The organism is Nocardia sp. NBC_01377 (assembly GCF_045040005.1).
GTDB lineage: Bacteria > Actinomycetota > Actinomycetes > Mycobacteriales > Mycobacteriaceae > Nocardia > Nocardia noduli.
Genome location: NZ_CP109566.1, coordinates 4504842 through 4529924, shown reverse-complemented (window position 1 = coordinate 4529924; position 25083 = coordinate 4504842). Strand labels below are relative to the sequence as shown.

The following is a 25083-nucleotide window of genomic DNA, read 5'->3' as shown; positions in this document are numbered from 1 at the left end:
TCAGATCCCTTCCGTGCCGGTGCCACCGACCGTGTCGGCGGCGGTGACGAACAGTTCCTCGGCCCTGCGGGTGCGCACGGTGACGACCGCGCCGCGATAGCGGGCCGACGCGGGCAGCACCAGCAGACCGTCGGCGGTGTCGCGGACCAGGCGCAGCCGTCGCAGCAATGCCACCACCTCGGAGGTGAGTCCCGGCGCGTCGGCCTGCCACTGGGCGGCGAAGGTGACACCGTAGCGGTCGGTCAGCGCCTGTACGGTCTCGCCCACCCAGACCGAGTCGACGAAGGGGTAGGTTTCGGTCTCGGTGTCCGGGAAGTCGTCCTCGGGGTGGTCGTCGTCGGGTGACGCGTCGAGCGGGGTATCGGCCAGCGGCGCGAAGACGGTGGATTCGGGAATGGCGTCGTCGAGTTGCCCGGCCAGTGTGTGGTCCGGCTCGGGGACGAACGGACGTCGCGGGACCGGATTGTCGATGTCGAGTACCCGGCCCGCGATCTCGCCGACGAGCAGCAGCGCGACCTGGGCCAGGGTTCCGGTACCGGGAAAGCGGATATCGGAAAGCCGCCCCGAGGTGTCGATCAGGACGACGCCCTCCGCCCTTCGCTCGGCCTTCAGCCCGGTGAACAGTTCCACCTCCGCGACGACGCGCTCCTGTGCGAGCAGCGTCCGCTCGTGCGGCGGCAGTTCGGCGGCGTAGACGACCGGACGTTCGACCAGGGTGCGCCGTACCCGGCGGGCCGCGTCGTCGGCGGGCCGCCCACTCGCGGGGCTGTCCTCGGTGAGCAGTCCGCGCACGCTGTGCAGATGTTGCAGGGCACGCGGCGGCCGGAACAGCGCGAAGACCACCGGCCGGTCGATGTCGTAGAGCGCCTCGCCGACCTCGGGATCCGAGGCCCAGCCGCCCGCGTCGCCGTCGGCCAGGGTGATCGCGCCTCGGGTGGCGAGCCAGCCGACCGCGTCGACGAAGGCGTCGCGGTCGCCCGCCCGGTCCGGGGCGAGTTCCAGACCGTCGATGCGCCCGGTGTAGGCGGCGACCTGCTCGGCCAGCTCCGACAGGGTGACCTGGTCGCCCGCGCGGCCGAGCGCGGCGAGCGCCAGGGCCAGATAGGCGTAGCGGCGGCGGTCGAAGATCCGGTCGTTGACGGTGCGGGCGGGCCGCCCCGGATCCAACCGGTCGGCGACGGGGAACAGGCGCGCCGTGGTCTCGGTGACCTCGAGTCGGTAGCCGAAGAGTTCGGCCAGATCCTCGCGCAGTTCGGTGGCCCACCGGCGGATCAGCGGGAGCGCGACGCGATCCGGATAGGTTCTGGTGATCAGGTGGTTGGCCAGGATCACCCGGGCGGCGCGCTGATAGTTGTCCAGGACCAGCGCATCGATGCGGCGTGCGTGAATCATGCGCGGCCCCCGGATAGTTCGCGAACGAGCGATGTCATTCCGTGCCCCCGTCCTGTCGATCCCCGTGCGCGGCGGGAGTCCGGGCCCGCCCCGGGCGCACCTCGAGTTTGCGGTTGTTCAGGTGCAGCAGTCCGCGCGCGGTGCGCACGACGGTGGAACCGGGATGTTCGGAGACGGTGAGGGTGACCCCACTCTCCGAGCCCGTCGTCCCGGCGACCCGCCCGCTCACCGGCACCCAGGCGGTCGAGGCCGCGTCGAGCAGCCGCAGCAGCACCTCGGTCTCGCCCTCGTCCAGTTCGCGATCGTAGAGATCGGCGGCGGCGAGGGATTTCGCGGCCTCGGCGCGGGCCCGCTGGGCGTCGAGTTGTGACTGCCGGAGTCGGCGGATGCTCGCGTCGTTGCGCTGGATCCTGGCTGGTGCGCCAGGGCTCGGCGTCCTGCCGGTTTCGGCGAGGGTGCGCGAGATCTCCAGCGGCGGTGCGTCCCACCAGGACCTGGTCGCCGGGACGATGTCGGCGTCGGGATGTTCCATCGCCAGGTGACGCGGGCGTCCGAGTCCGAAGACCGCGTCGAACAGCGCGTGCGCGCTGTCGGCGTTCGGCGCGGCGGTGAACCATCCGGCCAGGTGCCGCAGCGCCGATTCCCTGCTGACCCCGCCGCGGCGGGTCTCGGTCACGCGCCGCAGCAGCGAGAGCACCGCGGCGATGGCGCTCATGGTGGCCTCGCGCAGGCGGTCGGCCTCGGTCGATTCGGTGTCGCCCGGTTTCACCGATTCCGGCGCCACGAACCAGGTGCGCAGACCCTGCCATCGGGCCCGCCAATCCGCGCGCCGCTGCGCGAGACTCAGCAGCACCCGTTCGTCGCAGCTCGCGGCGCGTTCGACGAGTTCGTCGACGCCGGTCTCCTCGATCTCGCCGATCGCTTCCGCCAGTCGCGGCGCGAACCGGGCCAGATCGGTGCTGAACTCCCGCATATGCGCGAGCAGGGCGTCCTTGTGCGCGAGGAACGATTCGGGGGTGATCTCGGTGGTCCTGACCAGATCGCCGAGCGAGAGATAGAAATGCGCCGCCCGCGCCGCCATATCGGTGAGCGCCGCGTCGAGCCTGCGCAGCGTCCGATAGACCCGTTCGGCGTCGCCACCGCGATTGGCCTCGGCCAGGGCCCGCAGGTCCGCGAGCAGTTCGGGCAGCACCAGCCGCGACAGCGCGGCCTCGTCCACACGCGCCTCCAGCACCCCGGTCACCGCGCGAAACGCCTGGAATCCGGCCTGCGAGAACTGGTACACGTAATGCCGGTTGCGGTATTCGGCCAGGGTCGCGGCCCTGGTCCCGTCGTAACTGCGTTCCAGCACACCCCACTGGTGCAGTTGGTCGAGCAGCGGGCCGATGTCGACGGCGGTCAGCGGTGGACTCTCGTCGCCGCTCTCGCGGCGGATCCACTCCGCGACGTCGTCGGCGTGCAGCAGCACCACGTACGCTGCGCGGGCGCCGTCGAAGGCCCGGAGCACCCACAGGTACTCGGCGCGCTTCTCGGCCGTCGCGAACGAGAACAGCCGCAGCCGCTCGTCCCGCGTGGCGGTGTCGGCGCTGATCGGGCCTTCGGCGGAGTCGGTCACCGGGAACAGGGTAGTAGCGGGCGGGTCGCCGCCCGCGCGAAAGGTCCCTTGTTCGGCGTGGCCCGGGTCCGGTTGCGCGCCCTCTTCGCGCTGGATGCTCGAGAGTTGCCACGCCTCACGATATTTCACGCTGCCGTCCTCGACGCGGGCGACGTCACGGTGCGCGGCATCGGTTTGCGGCGGCCCCCGGCACGCGGGGGCCGCCGTCGGTGGACGATGAATTCGACTGTGTCGGTGTACGAACCGGTAGGTCGCTACTCCGTGGATATCGAACGAAGTTGATCCAGGTATGCCAGGGTGCCCGGATCTCCCGGATACCGTGCGATGATCTCGCGCGCCGTCTCGCCCGCGATCCACATCAGCGACGGCAGCGAGCGACGTTTGCCCGCGAATGCCCGGGTGCCCTCCGCCACGGCACGTTCCAGATCGCGGTCGCGGACCGCCACCACGGCCAGGGTGAGGTGCGCCTCGGAGATGCGCATCGGATTGCGTACGGAGCCGTCGGCATTGGTCGAGGTGCGAATGACCTCGCGGGCGTAGACCTCGGCCATCTTGTCCTCGCCCGCGACGCGGCAGCAGTCCATGGCGTAGAAATCGAATTTCTGCGGATCCACCACGAAATGGTTGTCCAGATCGATCGGATGAACCAGGCGTTCGAGTACCGCGCGTCCGGTGTCGAGCGCGCGCTCGACCTCGCGGCGATCACCGAGTCTGGCCCACGCCTTGGCGCGCTGCGCCGCCAGTTGCACCTCGACGCCGAGGTTGCCCGCACCGCGCGGTGCGGTGTCGACGGCCTCGATGGCGCCTCGGTAATTGCCCTGGGTCAGGGCGAACCAGGCCGCCATTTCCGCTGCCCAGCCGACGATTTCGGGGTGGTCCGCCTCTTCGCCGAGCGAGCGGGCGGCGCGCCTGGTCGCCTCGGCGGAGGTGCGCCTGCCCAGGTCGTAGTCCACGCAGCCCACGAGCAGGGCCACCCATCCGGCCAGCACCAGGATCTCGCGGTGCTGGGTGAGGGTGAGTCTGCCGTCGAGCAGCGAGGTGATCCGGCGCAGCCACGAGGTGCCCTCGGCGTGCAGCGCGTGCGGGTCCGCGACGGGATATTCGCAGCACAGTCGCTCGGCGGTGATGCGGATCGCGTCCAGTGTCGCCGCCGACACATCCGACATCCGCAATCTGCCGATGAACTCGACGGTGTCCATGCCTGTGGCCGAAAGCAGTTCGTCGTCTCGGCTCGGCCGGGCCTTGGGAAAGAAAGCGGCGGTTACCGTGTCGAAGGCGGCGGCGATGATGGGAGCGTAGAAATCGTCCGGGCGCGATTCGCCCGACTCCCAGCGTCGCCAGTTACGTAGCAGCGTACTGTCCGTCGGCAGATTATGAGATGCCTTGGCGCGCATCACGCGGACGGCATCTGCCTGTGACCACCCCCTCGCATCACGTTCGGAACGCATTCGGACAGCCCAGACGGGACGATCGTCACCTATGGCCACGCCTGTAGTATCGCACCAGTTAACGATCGGTGGACCGGATAGGGCAAGTGGATGTCACTGGGTTGACATCTGCATTTGCACGATTGCGTCCGACATCCTGTAAAGGGAGCGGACAGGTTGCCAGCCCTACGGCCGGACCCCGATTCGCAGGACTGTAGGCGGCGTCGCCGCCAGGCTCTACGGTTTGCTGCGGCAACGGGTTTCGGTGCCGTGCCGGGTAGTGCTCGACCGTGTGCTCCAACTCCGCCGTGCGCGGCGCCCGCGGTACACGGCTTCGTGTACGCCTCGTCGCCGGGCAGCGCGCAACCTCGGGGTGATCCGAAAAACAGAACAGCGACCCAATCCAACGGAGGTTCGGGTGGAAGCGTTGATCTATGGATACGTGCGCGACGATCTCGCCGAAGGCCACGGCGAGGAACTCGAGGATGCGATGAGCACGCTCGCCCGTGCGGAAGGGCTCTGTTTCGCCGCGACATTCCATGAATCGACTTCGGGAGACGGCACGGCGTTCGCGGAACTCACGGCCGAACTCCGCCGCGCCGACGCCCACCACGTCGTGGTGCCCTCACTGGATCACTTTGCCGGCCAGACGATTCCGCGCGACATCCTCATCGCGAAGCTGGCGCAGGACGCGGCGGCGCGGGTATGGACCGTCGACAACGCCGAACTCGTCCGCGCGGTGGTCGCCACCGGAACCGAGTGAATCAGGGGGAACGGCCGATCCCCGCGCCCACGCGGGGATCGCCGTGACCGGAACCGATTACAGCCCGAAACTGCCGGGACCGCGCCTGCGCAGGTACTTCTCGAATTCGGCCGCGATGGCGTCACCGTCGATCTTCGCGATCGCGTCGTTGATATCGACCGCCGCGTCACCGCGCTCCTCGAGCGAGCGCACGTATTCGCTGATCTCGTCGTCGCCGACGGTCATCTCGTTGACCGCGACCTCCCAGTCCTCGGACTGCGTGGGCAGCTCGCCGAGCGGCACCTCGATATCGAGCACATCCTCCACCCGGTGAAGCAGCGCGATGGTCGCCTTGGGATTGGGCGGTTGCGAGACGTAGTGCGGCACCGCCGCCCAGAACGACACCGCGGGCACCCCGGCCTTGACGCACTGATCCTGCAGGACGCCGGTGATCCCGGTCGGTCCCTCGTACCGGGTCTGCTCGAGGTTGAAGCGTTCGGCCGCTTCCTTGCTGTACGCCGATCCGGTGACGGGAACCGGGCGGGTATGAGGTGTGTCGGCCAGCAGCGCGCCCAGGATCACGACGGTCTGCACACCGAGTTGTTCGATGAATTCCAGCAGATCCGCGCAGAAACTGCGCCAGCGCATATTCGGTTCGATACCGCGCAGCAGCACGATGTCACGGTCGCTTCCCGGCGGCGAGCAGACCGAGAGCATGGTGGACGGCCACTGGATTTCCCTGGTCACACCGTCGACCTGGCGCACCGTCGGACGGTTGACCTGGTAGTCGTAGTAGTCCTCGGAATCGAGTTCGGCCAACGGTTCGGCGTCCCAGATCAGTTCCAGATGTTCGACGGCGCCGCTGGCGGCGTCGCCCGCGTCGTTCCAGCCTTCGAAGGCGGCGACCAGCACCGGATCCCGCAACGTCGGCAGTTCCGAATCGGGAGTTTCACTGGGGTTCACCCGGTCAGCCTAATGTCTGTGATGGATCGGCGCGCACACGACGCGATCGGTTTTCCCGTTCCCCCCGATACCCTCTTACTGAAAATTTTCCGGTCCGAAGCATTCCCGGTACTACAGACCCACCGCCCGCCGCGATGTGGCGTGGCCCACGCGGACGCCCTCGGCGATGACGTAGCTGCCTGGACTGTCGGGCCCGCCTACTAGGCTTGTAGCCATGTCTGCGCCCGATTCCTCCGCGTTCGATACCACGCTTCTCGACACGCTCGCCCGGCGTGTCGTCATCGGTGACGGCGCGATGGGCACCATGTTGCAGGACGCCGACCTCACCCTCGACGATTTCCGCGGGCTGGAGGGCTGTAACGAGATCCTCAACGACACCCGTCCCGACGTGCTGCGCGCCATCCATCGCGCGTATTTCGAAGCGGGCGCGGACGCCGTCGAGACCAATACCTTCGGCTGCAATCTGCCGAACCTGGCCGACTACGACATCGCCGACCGGATCCGCGATCTGTCCGAACGCGGGACCAGGCTCGCGCGCGAGGTCGCCGACGAGATGGGGCCCAGCGCCGACGGCACGCCCCGCTACGTCCTCGGTTCGATGGGCCCCGGCACCAAACTTCCCACCCTCGGCCACGCGCCCTACGCCGCGCTGCGCGACGCCTACACCGAATCGGCGCTCGGCATGCTCGACGGCGGGGCCGACGCCATCCTGATCGAAACCTGCCAGGACCTGCTCCAGGTGAAGGCGGCCGTCACCGGCAGCAGGCGGGCGATGCGGCGCCTGGGTCGCCGGATTCCGATCATCACCCACGTCACCGTGGAGACCACCGGCACGATGCTGGTCGGCAGTGAGATCGGCGCCGCCCTCACCGCGCTGGAACCGCTCGGCATCGACATGATCGGGCTGAACTGCGCGACCGGCCCGGCCGAGATGAGCGAGCACCTGCGGCATCTGTCCCGGCACGCGCAGGTGCCGGTGTCGGTGATGCCGAACGCGGGTCTGCCGGTACTCGGCGCCAAGGGCGCGGAATACCCGCTCACGCCGGAGGAACTGGCCGTCGCGCTGCGCGGTTTCGTCTCCGAATTCGGTCTCGCGCTGGTCGGCGGCTGCTGCGGTACGACGCCCGAACACATCCGGCAGGTGACAGCCGCGGTCCGCGAGGTCGAGCCCACCCTCGCCCCGCCGACCGAGCGCAGGCATCCCGAGCACGAGCCGAGCGTGTCGAGTATGTACACGGCGGTCCCCTTCCAACAGGACGCCTCGGTCCTGATGATCGGCGAGCGCACCAATGCCAACGGCTCCAAGGCATTCCGCGACGCCATGCTGGCCGAGGATTGGCAGAAATGCCTGGATATCGCCAAGGACCAGACCAGGGACGGCGCGCATATGCTCGATCTCTGCGTCGACTACGTCGGCCGTGACGGCACCAAGGACATGGAGGCGCTCGCGAGCCGCCTCGCCACATCCTCGACCCTCCCGATCATGCTCGACTCCACCGAGACCCCGGTGCTCGAGGCGGGGCTGGAACACCTCGGCGGTCGCTGCGCGGTCAACTCGGTGAACTACGAGGACGGCGACGGTCCGGATTCACGCTTCCAGCAGACGATGCGACTGGTCGCCGAACACGGCGCCGCCGTGGTCGCGCTGACGATCGACGAGGAGGGCCAGGCCCGCACCGCGGAGAAGAAGGTGGAGATCGCCGAACGATTGATCGCCGATATCACCGAGAACTGGGGCGTGCTCGAGAGCGACATCATCATCGACACCCTCACCTTCACCCTCGGCACCGGCCAGGAGGAGTCGCGCCGCGACGGCATCGAGACCATCGAGGCCATCCGCCTGCTCAAGAGCAGGCATCCGCGGGTGCAGACCACGCTCGGGCTGTCGAATATCTCCTTCGGCCTGAATCCGGCGGCGCGCCAGGTGCTCAATTCGGTCTTCATGAACGAATGCGTGCAGGCGGGCCTGGATTCGGCCATCGTGCACGCCTCGAAGATCCTGCCGATGGCGCGTATCCCGGAGGAACAGCGCGATACCGCGCTGGATCTGGTCTACGACCGCCGCGGTGAGGACTACGACCCGCTGCAGAAACTCATGGGCCTGTTCGAAGGGGTGTCGACCTCGTCCTCGCGTGCCTCGCGCGCCGAGGAATTGGCCGCGTTGCCGCTGTTCGACCGGTTGGAACGGCGCATCGTCGACGGGGAGAAGGCCGGGATGGACGCCGACCTCGACGAGGCCATGCAAGAGGTTCCGCCGCTGCGGATCATCAACGAGACGCTGCTGTCAGGGATGAAGACGGTCGGCGAACTGTTCGGCTCCGGTCAGATGCAACTGCCCTTCGTGCTGCAATCGGCCGAGGTCATGAAGACGGCGGTGGCCTATCTCGAACCGCATATGGAGGCCACCGACGATTCGGGTAAGGGGCGCATCGTCCTGGCCACCGTCAAGGGCGACGTGCACGACATCGGCAAGAACCTGGTCGACATCATCCTGTCCAACAACGGATACGAGGTGGTCAACCTCGGCATCAAACAGCCGATCGCGACCATCCTCGACGCCGCCGTGGACAAGAAGGCCGACGTGATCGGCATGTCCGGGCTGCTGGTGAAGTCGACGGTGGTCATGAAGGAGAACTTGCAGGAGCTCAATTCCAGGGGCGTGGCCGACCAGTTCCCGGTCCTGCTCGGCGGCGCCGCGCTGACTCGCGCCTATGTCGAGAACGATCTCACCGAGGTCTACGAGGGCGCGGTGCACTACGCGCGCGACGCCTTCGAGGGTCTGCGCCTGATGGACGAGATCATGACCGTCAAACGTGGCGGCGGCATCGATCCGAACAGCCCGCAGGCCGTCGCCGAACGGGAGAAGGCGGCCGAACGCAAGGCCCGCCACGAGCGGTCCAAGCGCATCGCGGAGAAGCGCAAGGCCGCCGAAGTGCCGGTCGTGGTGCCGGAGCGGTCCGATGTCGCGGCCGATCTGCCGGTCCCGGTTCCGCCGTTCTGGGGCACCCGGGTCGTGAAAGGACTCTCGCTCCAGGAATATTCGGGTCTGCTCGACGAGCGGGCGCTGTTCCTCGGACAGTGGGGCCTGCGCGGACAGCGCGGCGACGAAGGTCCCAGCTACGAGGAACTGGTGGAAACCGAGGGCAAGCCGCGGCTGCGGTACTGGCTCGACCGGCTGTCCACCGAGGGCGTGCTGCAACACGCCGCGGTCGTGTACGGGCATTTCCCGGCGGTGTCCGAGGGTGACGACGTCATCGTGCTGACCGAACCGGATCCCGGCGCGCCGCAGCGGTATCGGTTCGCCTTCCCCCGTCAGCAGCGCGACCGCTTCCTCTGCATCGCGGACTTCATCCGCTCCAGGGAACGGGCGGAGAAGGCCGGACAGGTGGACGTGCTGCCGTTCCAGTTGGTCACCATGGGGCAGCCGATCGCCGATTTCGCCAACGAACTCTTCGCCGCCGACAACTACCGCGATTACCTCGAGGTACACGGCATCGGCGTGCAGTTGACCGAGGCGCTGGCCGAGTACTGGCATCGCCGGGTCCGCGAGGAGTTGGTGCTGGAAGGACACGCGGTCGCCGAATCCGATCCCGCCGACGTGGCGGACTATTTCAAACTCGGCTATCGCGGCGCGCGCTATTCCTTCGGCTACGGCGCCTGCCCGGAACTGGAGGATCGCGCGAAGCTGGTGGATCTGCTCGACGCCAACCGGATCGGCGTCGTGCTGTCGGAGGAGTTGCAGTTGCACCCCGAACAGTCGACCGATGCCTTCGTGCTGCTGCATCCGGAGGCGAAGTACTTCAACGCCTGACACCGACGGGGCCGTGGGTGAACTCGATACACGCGCGGCCCGACTGTGATCGTGCTCACTGGCGTTCGGGCGCGTCTCGTCCCGCCTTCCTTCGTGGTTCGCGGCATGGTCGCGGGCGTGTAATGCCCTGGTGTCGAACGAATATCGCACCGGGATGGCTACCGGCCGGTACGGTGGGTGCGCGGACGGGCTCGCGCTGTTCGGGCGGCCGGTTCGCCTCTCGACAGGGGCATGGCTGGATGTCTGTCGGGTGGGTATGTCATTGTCGACACTGTTGCAACTGCATCCGGAGCAGTCGGCGGATGCTAACGCTGGAGTGTGTGGGTGCAAAGCATTACGGCGCGTAGGATTTTCGAAGGCCACAGGAGGTTCCTGACGCGCGGTAGTGCTGGATGGCTCGGCGTGGCGCAGGAGGGCACAACCACATGACGGCGGATCGGTTGATCGCTGGAAGGTATCGGCTCGCGGATCCGATCGGCAGCGGAGCCATGGGAGTGGTGTGGCGCGGCACCGACGTTCGGTTGCGCCGCACGGTGGCGGTCAAGCAATTGCTGCTCGCCTCCACCCTGTCGAATTCCCAGGCGCTCGAGGCGAAATTGCGGGCGATGCGCGAGGGCAGGATCGCGGCCAGGCTGCACCATCCCAACGCCATCACCGTCTTCGACGTGGCGGAGGAAGACGGCCAGCCCTGGCTGGTGATGGAGTACATGGACGCGCCGAGTCTGGCCGCCAAACTCTCCGGCAAGCGCACCCTTCCGCCGATCGAGGTCGCCCGTATCGGCGCGCAGGCCGCGGCCGCGCTGGCCGTCGCGCACGCCGCGGGCATCATGCACCGCGATGTGAAACCCGCCAATCTGCTCGTCGCCGACGACGGCACCGTGAAGATCACCGATTTCGGCATCTCGCGCGCCGTCGGCGACGTGACCGTGACCGCGACCGGATTCCTCGCGGGCACCCCCGCCTATCTCGCGCCCGAGGTGGCGCGCGGGGAGGATCCCGAACCGGCGTCCGACGTCTTCGCGCTCGGCTCGACGCTCTACGCCGCGGTGGAGGGTTCGCCGCCGTTCGGCGAGGGCGACAACCCGCTCGCGGTCCTGCACGCCGTCGCGCGTGGCGAGGTGGCGGCACCGCGCAACGCGGGACCACTCGGCCCGGTGCTGATGCGGCTGTTGGCCGGGACCGTCGAGGCGCGGCTGACCATGCAGGAGGCCAAGGAGGCGCTGGAAGCCGTCGCCGCGGGCCGAGTTCCGGAACTTTCCTCCGTGCCGGTGGTGACCGCCATCCTGCCCGCGCCGGGCGGAGACGCGGGCGCGACCGCCGTACTCGGCACCTCCGCGACCGGGGCATCGGGAAATGCCACCGACGCCACCGAATTCGTGCCGATGTCCAGTCCGACGCCACCGCCTCCGACCCGGCCGGGCGGTACTCTCGCCGGCCTCGGCGGCAGCTCGAATCCGCGCGGACCGGACAAACAACTGCTCGGTGTCGCCGCGGCCGTCGTGGTGGCGCTGCTCGTGGTCATCGCCCTGATCGTGACCGTGCAGAACGGCGGCGACGATTCGCCGACCGCGGCGCCGCCCACCGGTGGCGAGTCGACGAACGCTCCGGTCGCGCCGTCCTCCGGCGCGGGCGGCGGTTCGATCATGGAGCAACCGCCGCAGACAGCGCCAGGAGCCCCGCCCGCCGCGAGCGCGTCACCGTCCGCCCCGCTGTCGGCGTCCACGCCACCGCCGTCGAGCACGACCGCCCCGCCGCCGACCACGCCTGCCCCCACCACGCCGAGCGGTCCGCCGACGCCGGACAAGGTCGCGGCGTTCATCCAGGGGTACTACGGCATGTTGCCCGGCAACATCTCGGGAGCATGGGCGCAGTTGAGCCCGTCGTATCAATCCCAAACCGGCGGTTACAACGCCTATTCCTCCTTCTGGTCGTCGATCCGGTCGGTGCGGGTCAACAGCGTCACCCCGGACGGCGGCGAGGGCGCGACGGCCTCGCTCAGCTACGTCAAGACCGACGGCAGCACGTCGACGGAGAGCCGATGGTTCCGGGTGTCCTCCGAGGGTGGCCGCCTGCTGATTTCCGCGTCGAGCACCTGAGCAGGTGACGGCGCCCACATCCCGCGAGCCCGCCCGAGGGTCGCCGCCGGGTCGGTCGGCCGGTTAGGCTGGTCGGGGAACGGATCGCCGCTGGTATGAGCGTCTTCGCGATCGTTGCCAGGGTTCGGCTGCCGCCTGCCCGGATCGGGTATCGAAGGAGAAGCACACCGGTGACAGCGCGACTCGCCGCGGTTCTGTGGGATATGGACGGGACGCTGCTGGATTCGGAGAAGTTGTGGGATATCGGCGTCCGTGAGCTCGCGGTCGAACTCGGCGGCGTCATGAGCGATGAACTCCGCCACGCGCTCATCGGCGCGTCGGGTCCGAACGCGTTGCGCCTGCTCTTCACCGGCCTCGGCGTCGAACCTACCGCCGAGGCGATTCTCGCGGCGGGCCGCTTCCTCGAAGTCCGCGTCATCGAGTTGATGACCGGGCCGATCCCGTGGCGTCCAGGCGCCAAGGACGCGCTCTCGCTCGTGCGCACCTCCGGCCTGTCCTCGGCGCTGGTCACCAATACCAAGCGGTCGCTCACGGAATTCGGTCTCGACGCGCTCGGCCGCGACTACTTCGACGTCTCGGTCTGCGGTGACGAGGTCCCCGAGGGCAAACCGGAACCCGACGTGTACCTGCGCGCCGCCGAACTGCTCGGCGTCGATCCGAAAGAATGCGTCGCGGTGGAGGATTCGCCGACCGGCGCCATGGCGGCGCAGGCGGCGGGATGCGCGGTCATCGTGGTCCCGTGCGAGATCGCCGTGCCGCCCGCGCCGGGCCGGGTCTTCCGCGAGTCGCTGACCGGGCTGTCGCTCTCCGATCTGAAACACGCTCTGCACGCCGGGATCTGACCGCGTCGCCGCGGATCTTCGCGCTGGCGCGCACCGAGAGTTACTGTGCCGCAACATGAGTGGCGGCGGGTTTATCTGTGACTGTAGTCACCGGCTACTTTTCCCGAATCCCGGGCGTGTCGGCGCGGTCTCGGACAAAATAACGCTATGGCAACGACGGGGGTTCTCGACGAGATCATCGATGTCGCACGGTATCCCCTCACCGATTCGGAATCGGCGCGTCGACGCGAGGCCGTGGCGCTCGCGCGGGCGGAACTGGACGAATCCGGTTGCACGGTGTTGCGCGAATTCATCCGGCCCGCGCTGATCGAGGTCCTGCGTGAGCAGGGCGAGGCCATCGCGCCGCACGCCTACTACGAGGTCGAGCGGGTCAACGCCTACAACATCCCGCTGGATTCGGAACTGCCGCAGCGACATCCGGGCCGGATCGTGCTGGAACGAGGTAACGCGTTCGTTCCCCGCGACCGCATCCCCGCCGACGCCCTGATCCACCGGCTCTACACCAGTCCCGAATTCCAGCGCTTCGTCGCCGACTGCTTCGGTCTCGCCGAACTGTACGAATTCGCCGATCCGCTCGCCGGACTGTGCTTGAACGTGGTCGCGCCGGGAATGTCGCATCCCTGGCATTTCGACACCAACGAATTCACCGTCAGCATGCTCACCCGACCCGCCGAATCCGGCGGGGTCTTCGAGTACTGCCCGAATATCCGCTCACCGCACGCCGAGAACCTCGACGACGTGCGCGATGTCCTGACCGGTTCGGGGCAGCGGCTCATCCGGAGTCTCGACCTGCGTCCCGGCGATCTGCAACTGTTCCGCGGACGATTCTCCCTGCACCGTGTGTCCCCGGTAACCGGTGGTGACCAACGGCATTCGGCGATCTTCGCCTATACCGACCGGCCCGGTGTCATCGGCACCGTCGAACGCACCCGCCAATTGTTCGGCCGGGTGCTACCCGACCATCTAGCCGCGGCCGACGCTGTCCGCGGCGATCGGCTACTCGACTAGCCGATCATCGCGCTCGACCGAGAGGACCACACGCGTGCCAGTGCCGTTACATACGACCGGAAAAGCCTCCTTCGACCACATCTACGACCGAGACGATCCCCGCGAGTACTACGCCCGAATGTCCGAATTGAACTACCGGATACCGGAACTGGCAAAACCCTTCTTCGAACAGCAGATTCGCGAATATCGCGCGTCGGCGCGTGGCCGGGCACCGACCGTGCTCGACATCGGCTGCTCCTACGGCGTCAACGCGGCGCTGTTACGTCTCGGCGCGAGTATCGACCAACTGGCCGAACACTACCGTGACGCTTCGGAATCCGACCGCGACGCCTTGATCGCCGAGGACAGCGCCCGACTGGCGGGCGCGGCCGGGTACGCCGATCTCCGATTCCTCGGAATGGACGCCGCGCTGCCCGCACTGGCCTACGCGCGCGAAGCGGGATTCCTGCACGACACGGTGCACGCCGACCTCGAGGCCGCCGAACCGACCGACGAACAACGCGAGGTTCTCGCCTCGGCCGATATCGTCGTCTCCACCGGATGCATCGGCTACGTCACCGAGAAAACCCTCGCGCGGATCGCCACCGCGCATCCGCACCGCAGGCCGTGGATGGCGCATTTCGTCCTGCGGATGTTCGATTTCACGCCGATCGCCGAGGAACTCGCCGCGCTCGGCTACCGCACCGAACAGGTGCCCGGCCTGTTCGAACAACGTCGATTCGCCTCGGCGGACGAACGCGATCAGGTGCTCGACACGCTGGCGGACCGGGGAATCGACACCGCGGGAAGAGAATCGGAGGGCTGGCTCTACGCCGGTCTGCACATCTCACGCCCGCTCGTGGGCGCGCACGAGGACGCCTGAGCGGATCCGCACGGCGACAGGCCGCACGGCTGCGGCGGACGACACGCGCCGCACCCCTTCCCAAACTTCGGCCGTACGCCGAGGATCTGTAGTGGAATCGGTGTGCCGTGCACACGGCCGCCGACCCACCGCAGTCTCTCCGAACCCATCCCACGTCCCCGAGGAATCCGACTTGAGTGACCGCACTTTCGCCGCCGAAGACCAACTGCCCCGGGTACCCCTGCCCACCCTGGAGGACAGCGCCGAACGCTTCCTGCAGTGGTGCGCCCCGCTGCTGAACGACGACGAATTGGCCACCACCCGCGCGGCGGTCGACGACCTGCTGCGCGCGGACAGCCCCGCCCGCACCCTGCACGCGGAACTGCGGGAATACGACGCCACCCCCGGCGTCGGCAGCTGGCTCGACCGATTCTGGCCGTCCCGGTATCTGGGCAGGCGCGACCGGATCGCCCTGAACGCCAACTTCTTCTTCCTGTTCCGCGACGACACCGTGCTCGCGGCGTCCACCGGCGCGACCCAGCTGGAACGCGCCGCCGCCATCGTCTCGGCCGCCGTCGACTACAAACTCGCGCTCGACGAGGAATCCATCCCGCCGGTCACCCAGCGCGGCCAGCAGTTGTCGATGTGGCAGAACAAGTACCTGTTCTCCGAGACCCGGATTCCGGGGGAGGCGCAGGACAGCGTCCGGGTGCCCTACAGCGAGGACTCGCCCGGCCCGTCCACCGCGCGTCACATCGCGGTGTTGTTCCGCGGCAACGTCTTCCGCATGGATGTGATCGGCCCCGAGGGCGCGCCCTACGCGCTGGAGGATCTCGTCGACGGCCTGCGCGCGGTCCGCGAGGCGGGCGCGACACGCACCGACGCCGGGGTCGGGCACCTGACCACCAAGGCGCGGGCCGAATGGGCCGCGAGCCGGGCGGCGCTGCGGGCGGTGCCCGCCAACGTCGACGCGCTCGACACCCTCGAAACCGCGCTGTTCTGCCTCTGCCTGGAAGACCTCACCCCCACCGACACCCTGCACGCCTGCGATCAACTGCTGCACGGTGACAGCGCCAACCGCTGGTTCGACAAATCCGTCACATTCCTGGTGTTCGACGACGGCCGGGCGGGCATCAACATCGAACACTGCGGACTGGACGGCACCACCATCCTGTCCTTCGTCGACACCCTGCTCGAGACCTCGGCCGCCGACCACGCCGCGCACTCGGGCGCGCAGAAACAGGGCACGCCACCCATCGCGCCGATCGAGTTCGTACTCGACGACGCGTTGCGCGCCGATATCGCCGCCGCGGGAGCCGACTTCGCGCAGTACGCCGCAGACAACGCCACCACCACGGTGTCGTTCGAGAATTTCGGCACGGCGCGGGCCAAGCAGCTGAAGATCTCCCCCGACGCCTTCGCGCAACTGAGCTACCAGCTCGCGCACCGCCGCAGCAAGGGCATCACCGGCGCCACCTACGAATCGATCGCCACCAGGCAGTACCGCAACGGCCGCACCGAGGCCATGCGCGTGGTGACCCCCGAGATCATCGCCTTCGTCGACGCCGTGGAAAACCCCACGCTCGACACGGCGGCGAAACTCGAGGCCGCGAGGACAGCGGCCAACGCGCACGTCGAGCGCGCGCGGCAATGCCAGTCCGGTGACGCCCCGGAACAACATCTGTGGGAACTCCAGTGGATCCAGCGTCGCCGGGGCGAAGAACTCGGAGTGACCGAGCCCATCGCGCTCTACGACAGCCCCGGCTGGGTGATCATGCGCGACGACTACCTGAGTACCAGCTCGGCTCCCTCGGTCAATATCGAGTACTTCGGTTTCGGCTCGACCAGCCCGACATGCATCGGCATCGCCTACGTCCTGCTGCCGGACCGCTGGAACCTGTACCTGGCCACCCCGCAGTCCGTCGCCGACCAGATGCACGCCTTCGCCGGGCATCTGCGCACCGCCGTCGCCGATCTCGAGGCACTGCTGGGTTGATTGGCGGCCGGGGCCGCGTGTTCGCGGCCCCCTTTGTCTCGCGTCCGAGCGGTCGAGACTGGCGACTTCGTCGCATGCGCTTCGACCGCTCGGACGTGAGACGGGCCGCGAACGGGGCGCTCGTAAGGCTCGCGCCGTGGTGGGTGCGTTTCGAGGGGGCGGACGCGAGATGGGCCGCGAACGGGGCGCTCGTGAGACTTGCGGCCTGTGGCGGGTGCGTTCCGACTGGTCGGACGCGAGAGATGCGCCGCGAACGGGGTGCTGGTAAGGCTCGCGCCTGCGACGGTGTCTCGATCGGTCGGGTGTGAGACCGGTAGTGATCGGGACGCTCGTAGGACTTGCGAGACTTGCGTCTGTAGTGGGCGTGTTTCGACTGGTCGGGCGTGGGACGGACTGCGCGCGGGGCGCTCGTGAGACTTGTGCCTGCGGTGTGTGTGTTTCGACCGCGTGGGTGCGGGACGGGCGGCGAACGGGCCGCTCTCGAGACTCGCGCCTGTCGTGGGTGGGGCTCGACCGGTCGGGTGTCGGAGGGGCCGCGTGCCCGGGGCGCGGGTGACCGTGGCGCTCATGTGGCGTGTGGCGGGTGGTGCGGTGTGCGGGGAGTGTGCGGGGGTCTGAAAGAATGGTCACCCGTGAAGAACTTCGAAACCCTGTTCGCCGAGCTGCAGGACCGTGCCGTCACCCGCCCCGAGGGGTCAGGCACCGTGGCCGCACTGGACGCCGGCGTCCATACCCAGGGTAAGAAGGTGCTCGAAGAGGCCGGTGAAGTGTGGCTGGCCGCCGAGCACGAAAGCGACGAATCACTCGCCGAGGAGATCTCGCAACTGCTGTATTGGGTCCAGGTGCTGATGGTCGGCCGCGGACTGAAGCTCGAAGACGTGTACCGACATCTGTGACGGCCCCGGCCTACGCCGAGGCGAGACGCCGCTCACACCGTCACCCGAAAGGACACTCTTCCCATGCTGCGCGTCGCAGTCCCCAATAAAGGCTCGCTCTCCGAAGCCGCCACCTCCATCCTCACCGAAGCCGGCTACCGCAGGCGCACCGATTCGCGCGACCTCACCGTCCTCGACCCCTCCAACCAGGTCGAATTCTTCTTCCTCCGCCCCAAGGACATCGCCATCTACGTCGGCTCGGGCGAACTCGACCTCGGAATCACCGGCCGAGACCTCGCCCTCGACTCCGGCGCACCGGTCCAGGAACGGCTCTCACTCGGCTTCGGCCGCTCCACCTTCCGCTACGCCGCCCCCGCCGACACCGAATGGAAGGTCGAAGACCTCCACGGCAAACGGATCGCCACCTCCTACCCCAACCTCGTCCGCGCCGACCTGCGACGCCGAGGAATCCGAGCCGAGGTGATCCGCCTCGACGGCGCGGTCGAGATCTCCATCCAGCTCGGCGTCGCCGACGCCATCGCCGACGTCGTCGGCTCGGGACGCACCCTGCGCCAACACAACCTCGTCGCCTTCGGCGAGGTCCTGTGCGACTCCGAAGGCGTCCTCGTCGAACGCGAAGGCTCCGACCACCAGGACCGCGCCCGCAACCAACTCGTCGCCCGCATCCAAGGCGTCGTCTTCGCCCAGCAATACCTGATGCTGGACTACGACTGCCCGAGAAACCTGCTCGACGAAGCGGTACGGATCACGCCGGGACTGGAATCGCCCACGGTCTCGCCACTGGCCGACGACACCTGGGTGGCCGTCCGCGCGCTCGTACCGCGCAAACAGGGCAACGATGTGATGGACCAGCTCGCCGACCTGGGCGCGAAAGCGATCCTGGCCACCGACATCAGGTCCTGCCGAGCTTTCTGAGATTTGGCGGCCCGGGGGCCGCGAACGGGGCGCTCGTAAGACTCGCGTCGTGGGGGTGGGAGTGTGGGGATGGGGCGGCGACGGCAATCCGCTCGATGATTCGCCGGTCGCGGCGCCGCGAAGTTCGCGTCCCTTTCGGCATGCCGCTCGGGAGCCACCGACGATGGCCCCGTTGACCGGCAACGTACCGGGCGGGTGCCGGTCCGGGGGATCCGGTTCTTATCCGACGCTGTCGCCCGATATCGCGGCCTCGACTTTCGGAATCGATTCCCGCGCAAAATATTCCATCAAACAGGGCCGAACCTCCGACGGCGGTCGTGCGGTGCGCCTCCTCGGCTCTGTTACCCTGGCACTCGTGACTGCCGGGTCGGCTGTAAGCCGTACACAGACAGGGTTCCCGGCCGCGCGGTGAGCGTGGCGCGGGCCAGAGGCCCGCCCTCCGAACGCATCCCACGATCTCTCGGGACTGCGAAAGGAGGTGAAATCAACGTCCTCTCATGAGGTTTCGCTTGCCGTATGGCAGGCATTCCAGGACGGGCACGAGGTCGGTGCCGTCGTCGACGCGACCGTGGTATCGGTTGTTCCATTCGGCGCGTTCGTCGAGGTCGCGCCCGGAATTCATGGCTTGCTGCACAAGGATTCATGGGACCGGACCCCACAAGTCGGTGAGTCGATGCCGGTTCGCATCGCAGAATGGGGACCGCCGCGACTGAGCGTCGCTCCCGCCCGATAACACCTGATGTGGGGCCAGGTTCGGACTGGCCCCACACCAGCAATCGTATGCGGTCACAAAACCGAGCTACTCGGACAACCAACCCCGTCACCCACCAACACGGCGCTATACACGCCAACCCCCTTGGCATAACTCATCTAGGCGCCGGCGAACATGTCGACGCCGATGCCGAGGATCGACTCGGGGTCGTAACGACGTTTGCGGGCGACCAGCTCGGGCCAGCGGTCGCCGTACTCGGCCGCCCAGTCCGCCGTGGTGAAGTCTTGGGAGTCGGCGGGGTATCGGACGGCGCCGAGTGCTCGTGCCCGCTCGTACATCTGGCGGTTGCGGGTCAGCCAGTACTCGACGTAGGCGGGGTCGGGGCCCGGACGTAGCGAGGTCCGCAGCACGCTCAGCGTGTGGTAGAGATCGCTGCCGTCCGGGTCGGGTAGCCGGAACATCGGGTTGGACACTCGGGATCGGCGCACCGTTTTCAGGTCCATCACGCCGAGACCCATGATCTCGGGCGCCCATTCGGGAAATTCCGCGGCGATGAATTCCGCGGCGACCGAGTCGGGCAGCATCACGTCGAACCAGGGCTTGAGCAGCTGGTCGTAGCCGAGGTTCACGAGCGGATCGACCAGGGCGTCACTGCGGAGTAGATACGGCAACCAGTTGTAGTCCTCCTGGATCGCCAGCACACCGGGGATGGTCCCGCCGCGCAGATAGTGTCCGCCATCGGGTTCGGCACCGGGTTCGAAGTACTTCGCGACCGTCACCAGCCGCACCGGGCCGGTGGACCCAGGCAGCCATTCCGAGTGCACCTCGTCGAGCTCACCACGCAGGGTGAACAGGCGGGTGTCGGCGACATGATCGGCGGTGGAGAGGTAGTTGAATCGCCACTCCCGCACCCGTGTCGGCGCGGGGATCAGCGGGATGGTGGCGCGAACGATCACGCCGAACTGACCCAGACCGCCCAGCACCGCCTCGAACAGATCCCGGTTCAGGGTCGCGGAACAGGTGCGCAGGGTGCCGGTGCCGTCGACGACGTCGAGTTCTAGCACGTTGTCGGTTTGCAGCCCGAAATGGACGTTGGCGCCCGCGCCGCCGACCGAGAGTGTGCCACCCACGGTCAATTTGGTGATCGTGGGGATCACCGGTGGCGTGCGGCGACGCGCGTTGTACGTCGCGACGGCCAGTTCGCCCCAGAAGATGCCCGGATCCACGACGACGTGGTCGTCGGACATCTCGTGAATCGCTGTCAACGAACGGGTTTCGATCGCGAGCCCGTCGGTCAGGGACTGGCCGTGGGTGGCGTGGCCGTCACCGCGCGCGCTCACCGGGATCCGCCGCTGACAGCAGAACCGGATCATCTTCTGGATGTCCGTGGCCGAGCCGGGACGCAGGACGGCCGCGGGCATCCTGCTGACGATCTGGCCGCGGTCGGTGGACATACCGGCGCGAGCGCCGTTGTCCAGGAGAAGTTCGCCGTCCAGCTCCGGCACATCGTCGAACGGGGACTGCGCCGCGGCGGTGCCGTGGGTGATCCACTGGCCCGCCACGATGTCGAAGCCGATCACCGCGGCGGTGCCCGCGAGCATTCGACGTCGACTCATACCGCTACGGTCGGGATTCGGTTCGGTCGAGGAAATCTCGGACAATCCAGCTCTCCGTATCGCGAATGTTCTTGCCTAACAACATGTTACGGATATCACAGGCGACAGCCGGTACCGTCGCCACCCCTACCCCGACCCCTACCTCGGCTCGCCTCTCGATGGCGCGGTCGGACGCGGGTGCGGGACCTGTTCGAGTACCGGGCCGCTATCCGATGTATCGCGATCGGCTCGGCCGCTCATGGTGGATCGGAGGGGTTGCACCAGAGTTTCCCGGCGACGGGGTAACCGCTGCGATCAGTTGAGCTGGGGCGAAAGAAGCTGTCCGCGAGGGTCTCTGCTCGGTAACCGCGACGGCCGGTGCCCCGGACTCGCTGAAGCGTCCACCTCTCCGGTCCCCACTGACACCGCCACTGTCGCCAGCGACGCGAGGGTCGCGATGGAGGCTCCGGCCAGTGCCAGATAGCCGCCGGAGAGCGTGATCCGACTCCACGACAGGATCATTGTCGCGATGAAGGAGATCGTCACGACGGCGTCGATCGCGACCACGCCCACGATCCATACCCCCTCGCCGACCACGCGGCTGCCCCACGCCGTGACGATCGCGGCGACGAAGCACAGTGCTCCGATGAGGTACAGCAGCGGGGTCGACAGGCCGTCGTCGAGTTTCCAGAGGTCTGCCGCGAGCGCGAACGACGCTATGCCGGAAACGACGTTCGCCGCCGCGGCGACCTGGACGACACCGCGTTTCAACAATGGCGGCCTGCTCGCGCCGTTGCTCGGGCTCAGTTCCTTGGTGGACATACGAGGCTCCTGATCGGTAGGAGAAACGGAGGTTCGCGGCCGTGACCGTGGTGGGATTTCGAGCGATCGCCGTCCATGCGCTCACCGCGCTCGAAGGCTGGACTCGCCCTTGCGGTACCGGCGCGCTCACGGTGCGCGCCGTGCCCCGGAAACACCTCGGCGGGGCCGCGAATGAGTGATCCGCGGCCCCGCCTGAGGGATGCGGTTATGCCTGTGTCGGTGAAGGCGCGGGTTCGGCGATGGTTTCGGGGATCGGTGTCGAAACGGCCGGACCCATCGGAAGAGCAGCCAGGACTACGGGGATGCACGCGATGGCGCTGAACCAGAACACCGTTTGCAGTCCGTCGAGCCAGCCGGTGGTGACCGACGTGGTGATCGCGGCGAAGGCAGCGATGCCCAAGCCGCCGCCCATCTGGCGGGCGGTGGTGCTCATGCCGTAGCCGGAGGCGAACTTCTCCTCCGGCACCGAGGTCGCGGCGGCGCTGGACACCGCCGTCATCACCAGGCCGATGCCGAGGCCGAGGAGCAGGCCGACCGGGAACCACACCGTCCAGAAGCGCGGCGTCTCGTCGAGCAGGAGCGCGAAGAGAACCGCCGAGGCACCGAAGCAGAGGGTGCCCGCGATCGTCGCGAGGCGCGCGATGTCGGGGTGCTTGGACTTGCCGACGATGGCCGCGCCGACCGCCGCGGTGAATGCACCGGGAGTGTTGGCCAGACCGGTTTCCCAGACGGAGTAGTTCCAGACGAGCAGGGTCCAGAGCGGGGTCGCCAGGAGCCAGGCGAACATCACGATGCCGAACAGGAAGGATACGGCGCTCGCCGAGGCGAAGGTGCGATTGCGCCACAGGTCGACCTCGAAGGTCGGCACCGGCGTGCGCATCGAGCGCAGGATGCCCAGCGCGAGGAACACGAGCCCGCCGAGGGTGCAGCCGAGGAAGGCCGGACTGGTCCAACCCCATTGGCCGCCCTGGGTCAACCCCACCACCGCCGCGCCGACGCCGACCGCGACCAGGATGGCGCCGATCGGATCGGGCCGTACCGAGGAGGGAACCTTGATCTCGGGCAGCCAGGCGCGGCCCGCGATCAGGGCGAAGACACCGACGGGGACGTTGATGAGGAAGATGGCGGGCCAATCGAAGGCCGACACCAGGAAGCCGCCGACCGCGGGACCGAACGCCGCGGACACCGATGCGGCGCCTGCCCATGCCGCGACCGCCGCGACCCGCTTCTCCGGCGGATACGCGCCGAGAACCAGGCCGAGCGCGGCGGGAATCATGCCACCCGCCGCCATACCTTGCAGTGCGCGAGCGCCGATGAGGACTTCGATGGTCGGCGCCGCGGCGCACAACGCGGACGCGACGGTGAAGCCGAGCAGCGACCACAGGAACACTGTCTTGCGGCCGATCAGGTCGGCATAGCGGCCGACCGGGGTGAGCACCGCCGCGAAGAACACGGCGTAGCCGCTCACGACCCAGGACAGCGTGGAGAGTGACGTGTCCGAGAAGTCCTCGGCGATGCTGCGGAACGCGACGTTCACCACGGACATGTCGAGGAAGGCCACGAAGGTGGCCAGCGCGGTGATCAGCAGAACGCGACGGGGCTCCACCGCGGACGGCGCTGCGGTCGACGTCTTGTCAGTCATCGTTCACCTGTCCGATCGTCGCACCGCCCGCGCGGGTGCGCGGTGGAGGAGAAAACGTTCATGACGACCTCTCAGTCTAGTAATGAACCGAACGTTCGTACGCATCTATTTACGCACGGGCGCTCTGGACATGCAAGCGGTGCTGCCTCGACTGCCGTCAGGTGCTCCAACTGGCCGCACGATTGTTCGGCTATCGTGGGTGGTGGGTACGCGCGACAACGGGCGTATCGGACTTTTGTCGCGAGAGGAGTTCGGGTCGATGAGCGATATCCAGACCGCGCGTGGGCAGGACACCCGCCGTGCCATCCTGCGAGAGGCGGTCCGGGTCGGTGCGGTCGAGGGGCTGGACCGGCTCACGATCGGGCGCCTGGCAACCTCGCTCGGCGCCAGCAAGAGCGGCGTGTTCGGGCTCTTCGGTTCCAAGGAGGAATTGCAGCTGGCGGCGATCGAGGAGGCGAAGGCCGAGTTCATCGCCTCGGTGATCAGTCCCGCGCTGCGTCAGCCGTCCGGCCTCGTCCGGTTGCGCACCCTCTGTGAAGCCTGGATCGACCATCTCAACGAGGACATCGGTTCGGGCGGCGCGTGCTTCTTCCTGTCGGTCGGATCGGAATACGGCGCACGGCCGGGACGGGTACGCGACGCGATCGTGTCGGTCTGGCAGCAGTGGCACGAGTTTCACCGCCAGACCGTGATCGAGGCCAAGCAACTCGGCGAGATCTCGGCCGAGACCGACCCGGCCCAACTGGCGTTCGAACTGGCCGCGATCGAGCGGGCCGCCGCGTCCGACATGATCCTGCTGGGCGACCCGGCCGTCTTCGACCGCGCGCGCGTCACGATGCTGCGGTTGCTGGGCGAATGCGCCACCGGTGGGGACCGCGCGCCCGCCCTGATCGGCTAAACGGTGTTGGCCCGCTGCGGAATATGAGCCGCGAGCGCCTTGACGGCTTCGGCGGCGAGCACGGCGTGGCCCGACATGTTGAAGTGGATCCGGTCGTTGCTCATCACGTCGGGGCGATGTCCGACCGAGTGATGCCACAGGTCGATCAAGATCGCGTCGTGCTCGGCGGCGATTTTGCGCACCAGTTCGTTGAGCCGCGCCAAACTGCTCCGAAAGCGCACCATCGACTCGTCGGGAAAGGCATCGGCCAGGGTCATTGTCATCGTCTGCGCGCCGACGCTCTTGCCTGCCTCGAACAGTTCGGTGAGATTGGCCGCGATCGCCGCGTAGTCGGGGGTATCGACCATCAGGTCGTTGCCGCCGCACGAGATCATCACCAGATCCGGCTTGAACGCCACCATCAGGTCTTTCTGTCCCTCGACGACTTTACGTGAGGTTGCCCACGGGGTGCCGAGGTTCATGTAGTTGATCGGACCGACCGCCATCGCCAACGTGTCGGCCATTCGGGCGAACGAGGTGAGCCTGCGGTAGCCGCGGTAGGGCGCGCCGAGGCCGATGGCGGTGCTGTCGCCGATGACGGCGAGCCGCCGCCACGGGGCGCCGTCGAGCATCGCCGCGGCGCTGGCGTCATCGATGCAGTCGGGGTCGGTCTCTTCGGTCCAGGTCTGCGAGGTCATTTTCGGCCCTGTCTCCCCTTGGCGTCCGATTACGGTCATATGCGCACTGAACGAACGATCGTTCTTATTTACGCACGCAGATATGGAAGTCGTCAAGTCGGTCATGCCGTCGAGACGAACGCTACCCCGGTCGACGGCAGGTGGCCATCCGAACGGTTGTGCGGCGGGTAGGGGAGTAGCTAGGGGTTCCAGC

General features: G+C 67.8%; 21 protein-coding genes. 12 read left to right on the top strand and 9 right to left on the bottom strand.

The window, feature by feature from the left end; translation table 11 throughout:
- The 3 genes from OG225_RS20905 to OG225_RS20895 all read right to left on the bottom strand — a co-directional run bounded on the left by OG225_RS20905 (window position 1) and on the right by OG225_RS20895 (window position 4401).
- Window positions 1-1389, bottom strand: a complete 1389-nt coding sequence (locus tag OG225_RS20905; protein ID WP_405183316.1) for a TIGR02678 family protein — start codon at window positions 1387-1389, stop codon at window positions 1-3.
- A gap of 37 nt (window positions 1390-1426) precedes the next feature.
- On the bottom strand, window positions 1427-2950 hold the full coding sequence (locus OG225_RS20900; protein WP_405183315.1) for a TIGR02677 family protein: 1524 nt from the start codon (window positions 2948-2950) through the stop codon (window positions 1427-1429).
- A 311-nt stretch (window positions 2951-3261) separates the two neighbouring features.
- On the bottom strand, window positions 3262-4401 hold the full coding sequence (locus OG225_RS20895; RefSeq protein ID WP_405176890.1) for an XRE family transcriptional regulator: 1140 nt from the start codon (window positions 4399-4401) through the stop codon (window positions 3262-3264).
- Between the two features lie 451 nt (window positions 4402-4852).
- On the opposite strand from OG225_RS20895, the gene OG225_RS20890 reads away from it, so the two are divergent.
- Window positions 4853-5197, top strand: coding sequence for a hypothetical protein (locus OG225_RS20890; protein WP_216917275.1), 345 nt, complete (start codon window positions 4853-4855; stop codon window positions 5195-5197).
- Between the two features lie 57 nt (window positions 5198-5254).
- Here OG225_RS20890 and OG225_RS20885 read toward each other — a convergent pair whose 3' ends face one another.
- Window positions 5255-6139, bottom strand: a complete 885-nt coding sequence (locus OG225_RS20885; RefSeq protein ID WP_216917276.1) for a PAC2 family protein — start codon at window positions 6137-6139, stop codon at window positions 5255-5257.
- Between the two features lie 214 nt (window positions 6140-6353).
- On the opposite strand from OG225_RS20885, the gene metH reads away from it, so the two are divergent.
- From metH to hisG, 8 genes are all read left to right on the top strand, one after another.
- On the top strand, window positions 6354-9950 hold the full coding sequence (metH, locus tag OG225_RS20880; RefSeq protein ID WP_405176889.1) for a methionine synthase: 3597 nt from the start codon (window positions 6354-6356) through the stop codon (window positions 9948-9950).
- A gap of 425 nt (window positions 9951-10375) precedes the next feature.
- Complete coding sequence (locus OG225_RS20875; RefSeq protein ID WP_405176888.1) at window positions 10376-12046, top strand: serine/threonine-protein kinase; 1671 nt, start codon at window positions 10376-10378, stop codon at window positions 12044-12046.
- A gap of 170 nt (window positions 12047-12216) precedes the next feature.
- Window positions 12217-12888, top strand: coding sequence for an HAD family hydrolase (locus OG225_RS20870; RefSeq protein WP_405176887.1), 672 nt, complete (start codon window positions 12217-12219; stop codon window positions 12886-12888).
- 147 nt (window positions 12889-13035) lie between these two features.
- Window positions 13036-13896, top strand: coding sequence for an arpA protein (locus tag OG225_RS20865; protein WP_405176886.1), 861 nt, complete (start codon window positions 13036-13038; stop codon window positions 13894-13896).
- 34 nt (window positions 13897-13930) lie between these two features.
- Complete coding sequence (locus tag OG225_RS20860) at window positions 13931-14758, top strand: class I SAM-dependent methyltransferase (RefSeq protein ID WP_405176885.1); 828 nt, start codon at window positions 13931-13933, stop codon at window positions 14756-14758.
- 172 nt (window positions 14759-14930) lie between these two features.
- Window positions 14931-16733 carry a choline/carnitine O-acyltransferase gene (locus tag OG225_RS20855; protein ID WP_405176884.1) on the top strand — a complete coding sequence of 601 codons (1803 nt, stop codon included), beginning with the start codon at window positions 14931-14933 and terminating at the stop codon, window positions 16731-16733.
- A 632-nt stretch (window positions 16734-17365) separates the two neighbouring features.
- Window positions 17366-17629: a phosphoribosyl-ATP diphosphatase gene (locus OG225_RS20850; RefSeq protein ID WP_109527117.1), complete on the top strand. Its 264-nt coding sequence runs from the start codon at window positions 17366-17368 to the stop codon at window positions 17627-17629.
- Between the two features lie 63 nt (window positions 17630-17692).
- Window positions 17693-18544, top strand: coding sequence for an ATP phosphoribosyltransferase (hisG, locus tag OG225_RS20845; protein WP_405176883.1), 852 nt, complete (start codon window positions 17693-17695; stop codon window positions 18542-18544).
- A gap of 484 nt (window positions 18545-19028) precedes the next feature.
- Here the strand turns inward: hisG and OG225_RS20840 are convergent, their stop codons facing one another.
- Window positions 19029-19166 carry a hypothetical protein gene (locus OG225_RS20840; protein ID WP_405183521.1) on the bottom strand — a complete coding sequence of 46 codons (138 nt, stop codon included), beginning with the start codon at window positions 19164-19166 and terminating at the stop codon, window positions 19029-19031.
- Here OG225_RS20840 and OG225_RS20835 point away from each other — a divergent pair.
- Window positions 19113-19277: a hypothetical protein gene (locus tag OG225_RS20835; RefSeq protein ID WP_405183314.1), complete on the top strand. Its 165-nt coding sequence runs from the start codon at window positions 19113-19115 to the stop codon at window positions 19275-19277. The two genes, OG225_RS20840 and OG225_RS20835, sit on opposite strands and share 54 nt — an antisense overlap.
- Before the next feature lie 137 nt (window positions 19278-19414).
- On the opposite strand, the gene OG225_RS20830 is transcribed toward OG225_RS20835, so the two are convergent.
- Together OG225_RS20830 and OG225_RS20825 are read right to left on the bottom strand one after the other, a co-directional pair.
- Window positions 19415-20872 carry an FAD-binding protein gene (locus OG225_RS20830; protein WP_405176882.1) on the bottom strand — a complete coding sequence of 486 codons (1458 nt, stop codon included), beginning with the start codon at window positions 20870-20872 and terminating at the stop codon, window positions 19415-19417.
- Between the two features lie 294 nt (window positions 20873-21166).
- Complete coding sequence (locus OG225_RS20825) at window positions 21167-21673, bottom strand: hypothetical protein (RefSeq protein WP_405176881.1); 507 nt, start codon at window positions 21671-21673, stop codon at window positions 21167-21169.
- Window positions 21674-21714: 41 nt separating this feature from the next.
- On the opposite strand from OG225_RS20825, the gene OG225_RS20820 reads away from it, so the two are divergent.
- Window positions 21715-21852, top strand: a complete 138-nt coding sequence (locus tag OG225_RS20820) for a hypothetical protein (RefSeq protein WP_405176880.1) — start codon at window positions 21715-21717, stop codon at window positions 21850-21852.
- Window positions 21853-21878: 26 nt separating this feature from the next.
- Here OG225_RS20820 and OG225_RS20815 read toward each other — a convergent pair whose 3' ends face one another.
- Window positions 21879-23315 carry a DHA2 family efflux MFS transporter permease subunit gene (locus OG225_RS20815; RefSeq protein WP_405176879.1) on the bottom strand — a complete coding sequence of 479 codons (1437 nt, stop codon included), beginning with the start codon at window positions 23313-23315 and terminating at the stop codon, window positions 21879-21881.
- Window positions 23316-23574: 259 nt separating this feature from the next.
- Here OG225_RS20815 and OG225_RS20810 point away from each other — a divergent pair, with 259 nt between their 5' ends.
- Complete coding sequence (locus tag OG225_RS20810) at window positions 23575-24213, top strand: TetR/AcrR family transcriptional regulator (protein ID WP_405176878.1); 639 nt, start codon at window positions 23575-23577, stop codon at window positions 24211-24213.
- Here OG225_RS20810 and OG225_RS20805 read toward each other — a convergent pair.
- Window positions 24210-24929 (bottom strand): SGNH/GDSL hydrolase family protein, encoded by a 720-nt coding sequence (locus OG225_RS20805; protein WP_405176877.1) that lies wholly within the window; start codon window positions 24927-24929, stop codon window positions 24210-24212. The genes OG225_RS20810 and OG225_RS20805 overlap by 4 nt on opposite strands.
- Window positions 24930-25083: the final 154 nt, after the last annotated feature.

Excerpts from the sequence above, each read along its gene's own strand:
- hisG (WP_405176883.1), top strand. The coding sequence starts at position 17,693 with ATGCTGCGCGTCGCAGTCCCCAATAAAGGCTCGCTCTCCGAAGCCGCC.
- OG225_RS20810 (WP_405176878.1), top strand. The coding sequence starts at position 23,575 with ATGAGCGATATCCAGACCGCGCGTGGGCAGGACACCCGCCGTGCCATC.
- OG225_RS20815 (WP_405176879.1), bottom strand. The coding sequence starts at position 23,315 with ATGACTGACAAGACGTCGACCGCAGCGCCGTCCGCGGTGGAGCCCCGT.
- OG225_RS20875 (WP_405176888.1), top strand. The coding sequence starts at position 10,376 with ATGACGGCGGATCGGTTGATCGCTGGAAGGTATCGGCTCGCGGATCCG.
- OG225_RS20840 (WP_405183521.1), bottom strand. The coding sequence starts at position 19,166 with ATGAATTCCGGGCGCGACCTCGACGAACGCGCCGAATGGAACAACCGA.
- OG225_RS20895 (WP_405176890.1), bottom strand. The coding sequence starts at position 4,401 with ATGCGCGCCAAGGCATCTCATAATCTGCCGACGGACAGTACGCTGCTA.
- OG225_RS20825 (WP_405176881.1), bottom strand. The coding sequence starts at position 21,673 with ATGTCCACCAAGGAACTGAGCCCGAGCAACGGCGCGAGCAGGCCGCCA.
- metH (WP_405176889.1), top strand. The coding sequence starts at position 6,354 with ATGTCTGCGCCCGATTCCTCCGCGTTCGATACCACGCTTCTCGACACG.
- OG225_RS20830 (WP_405176882.1), bottom strand. The coding sequence starts at position 20,872 with ATGAGTCGACGTCGAATGCTCGCGGGCACCGCCGCGGTGATCGGCTTC.
- OG225_RS20805 (WP_405176877.1), bottom strand. The coding sequence starts at position 24,929 with ATGACCGTAATCGGACGCCAAGGGGAGACAGGGCCGAAAATGACCTCG.
- OG225_RS20865 (WP_405176886.1), top strand. The coding sequence starts at position 13,036 with ATGGCAACGACGGGGGTTCTCGACGAGATCATCGATGTCGCACGGTAT.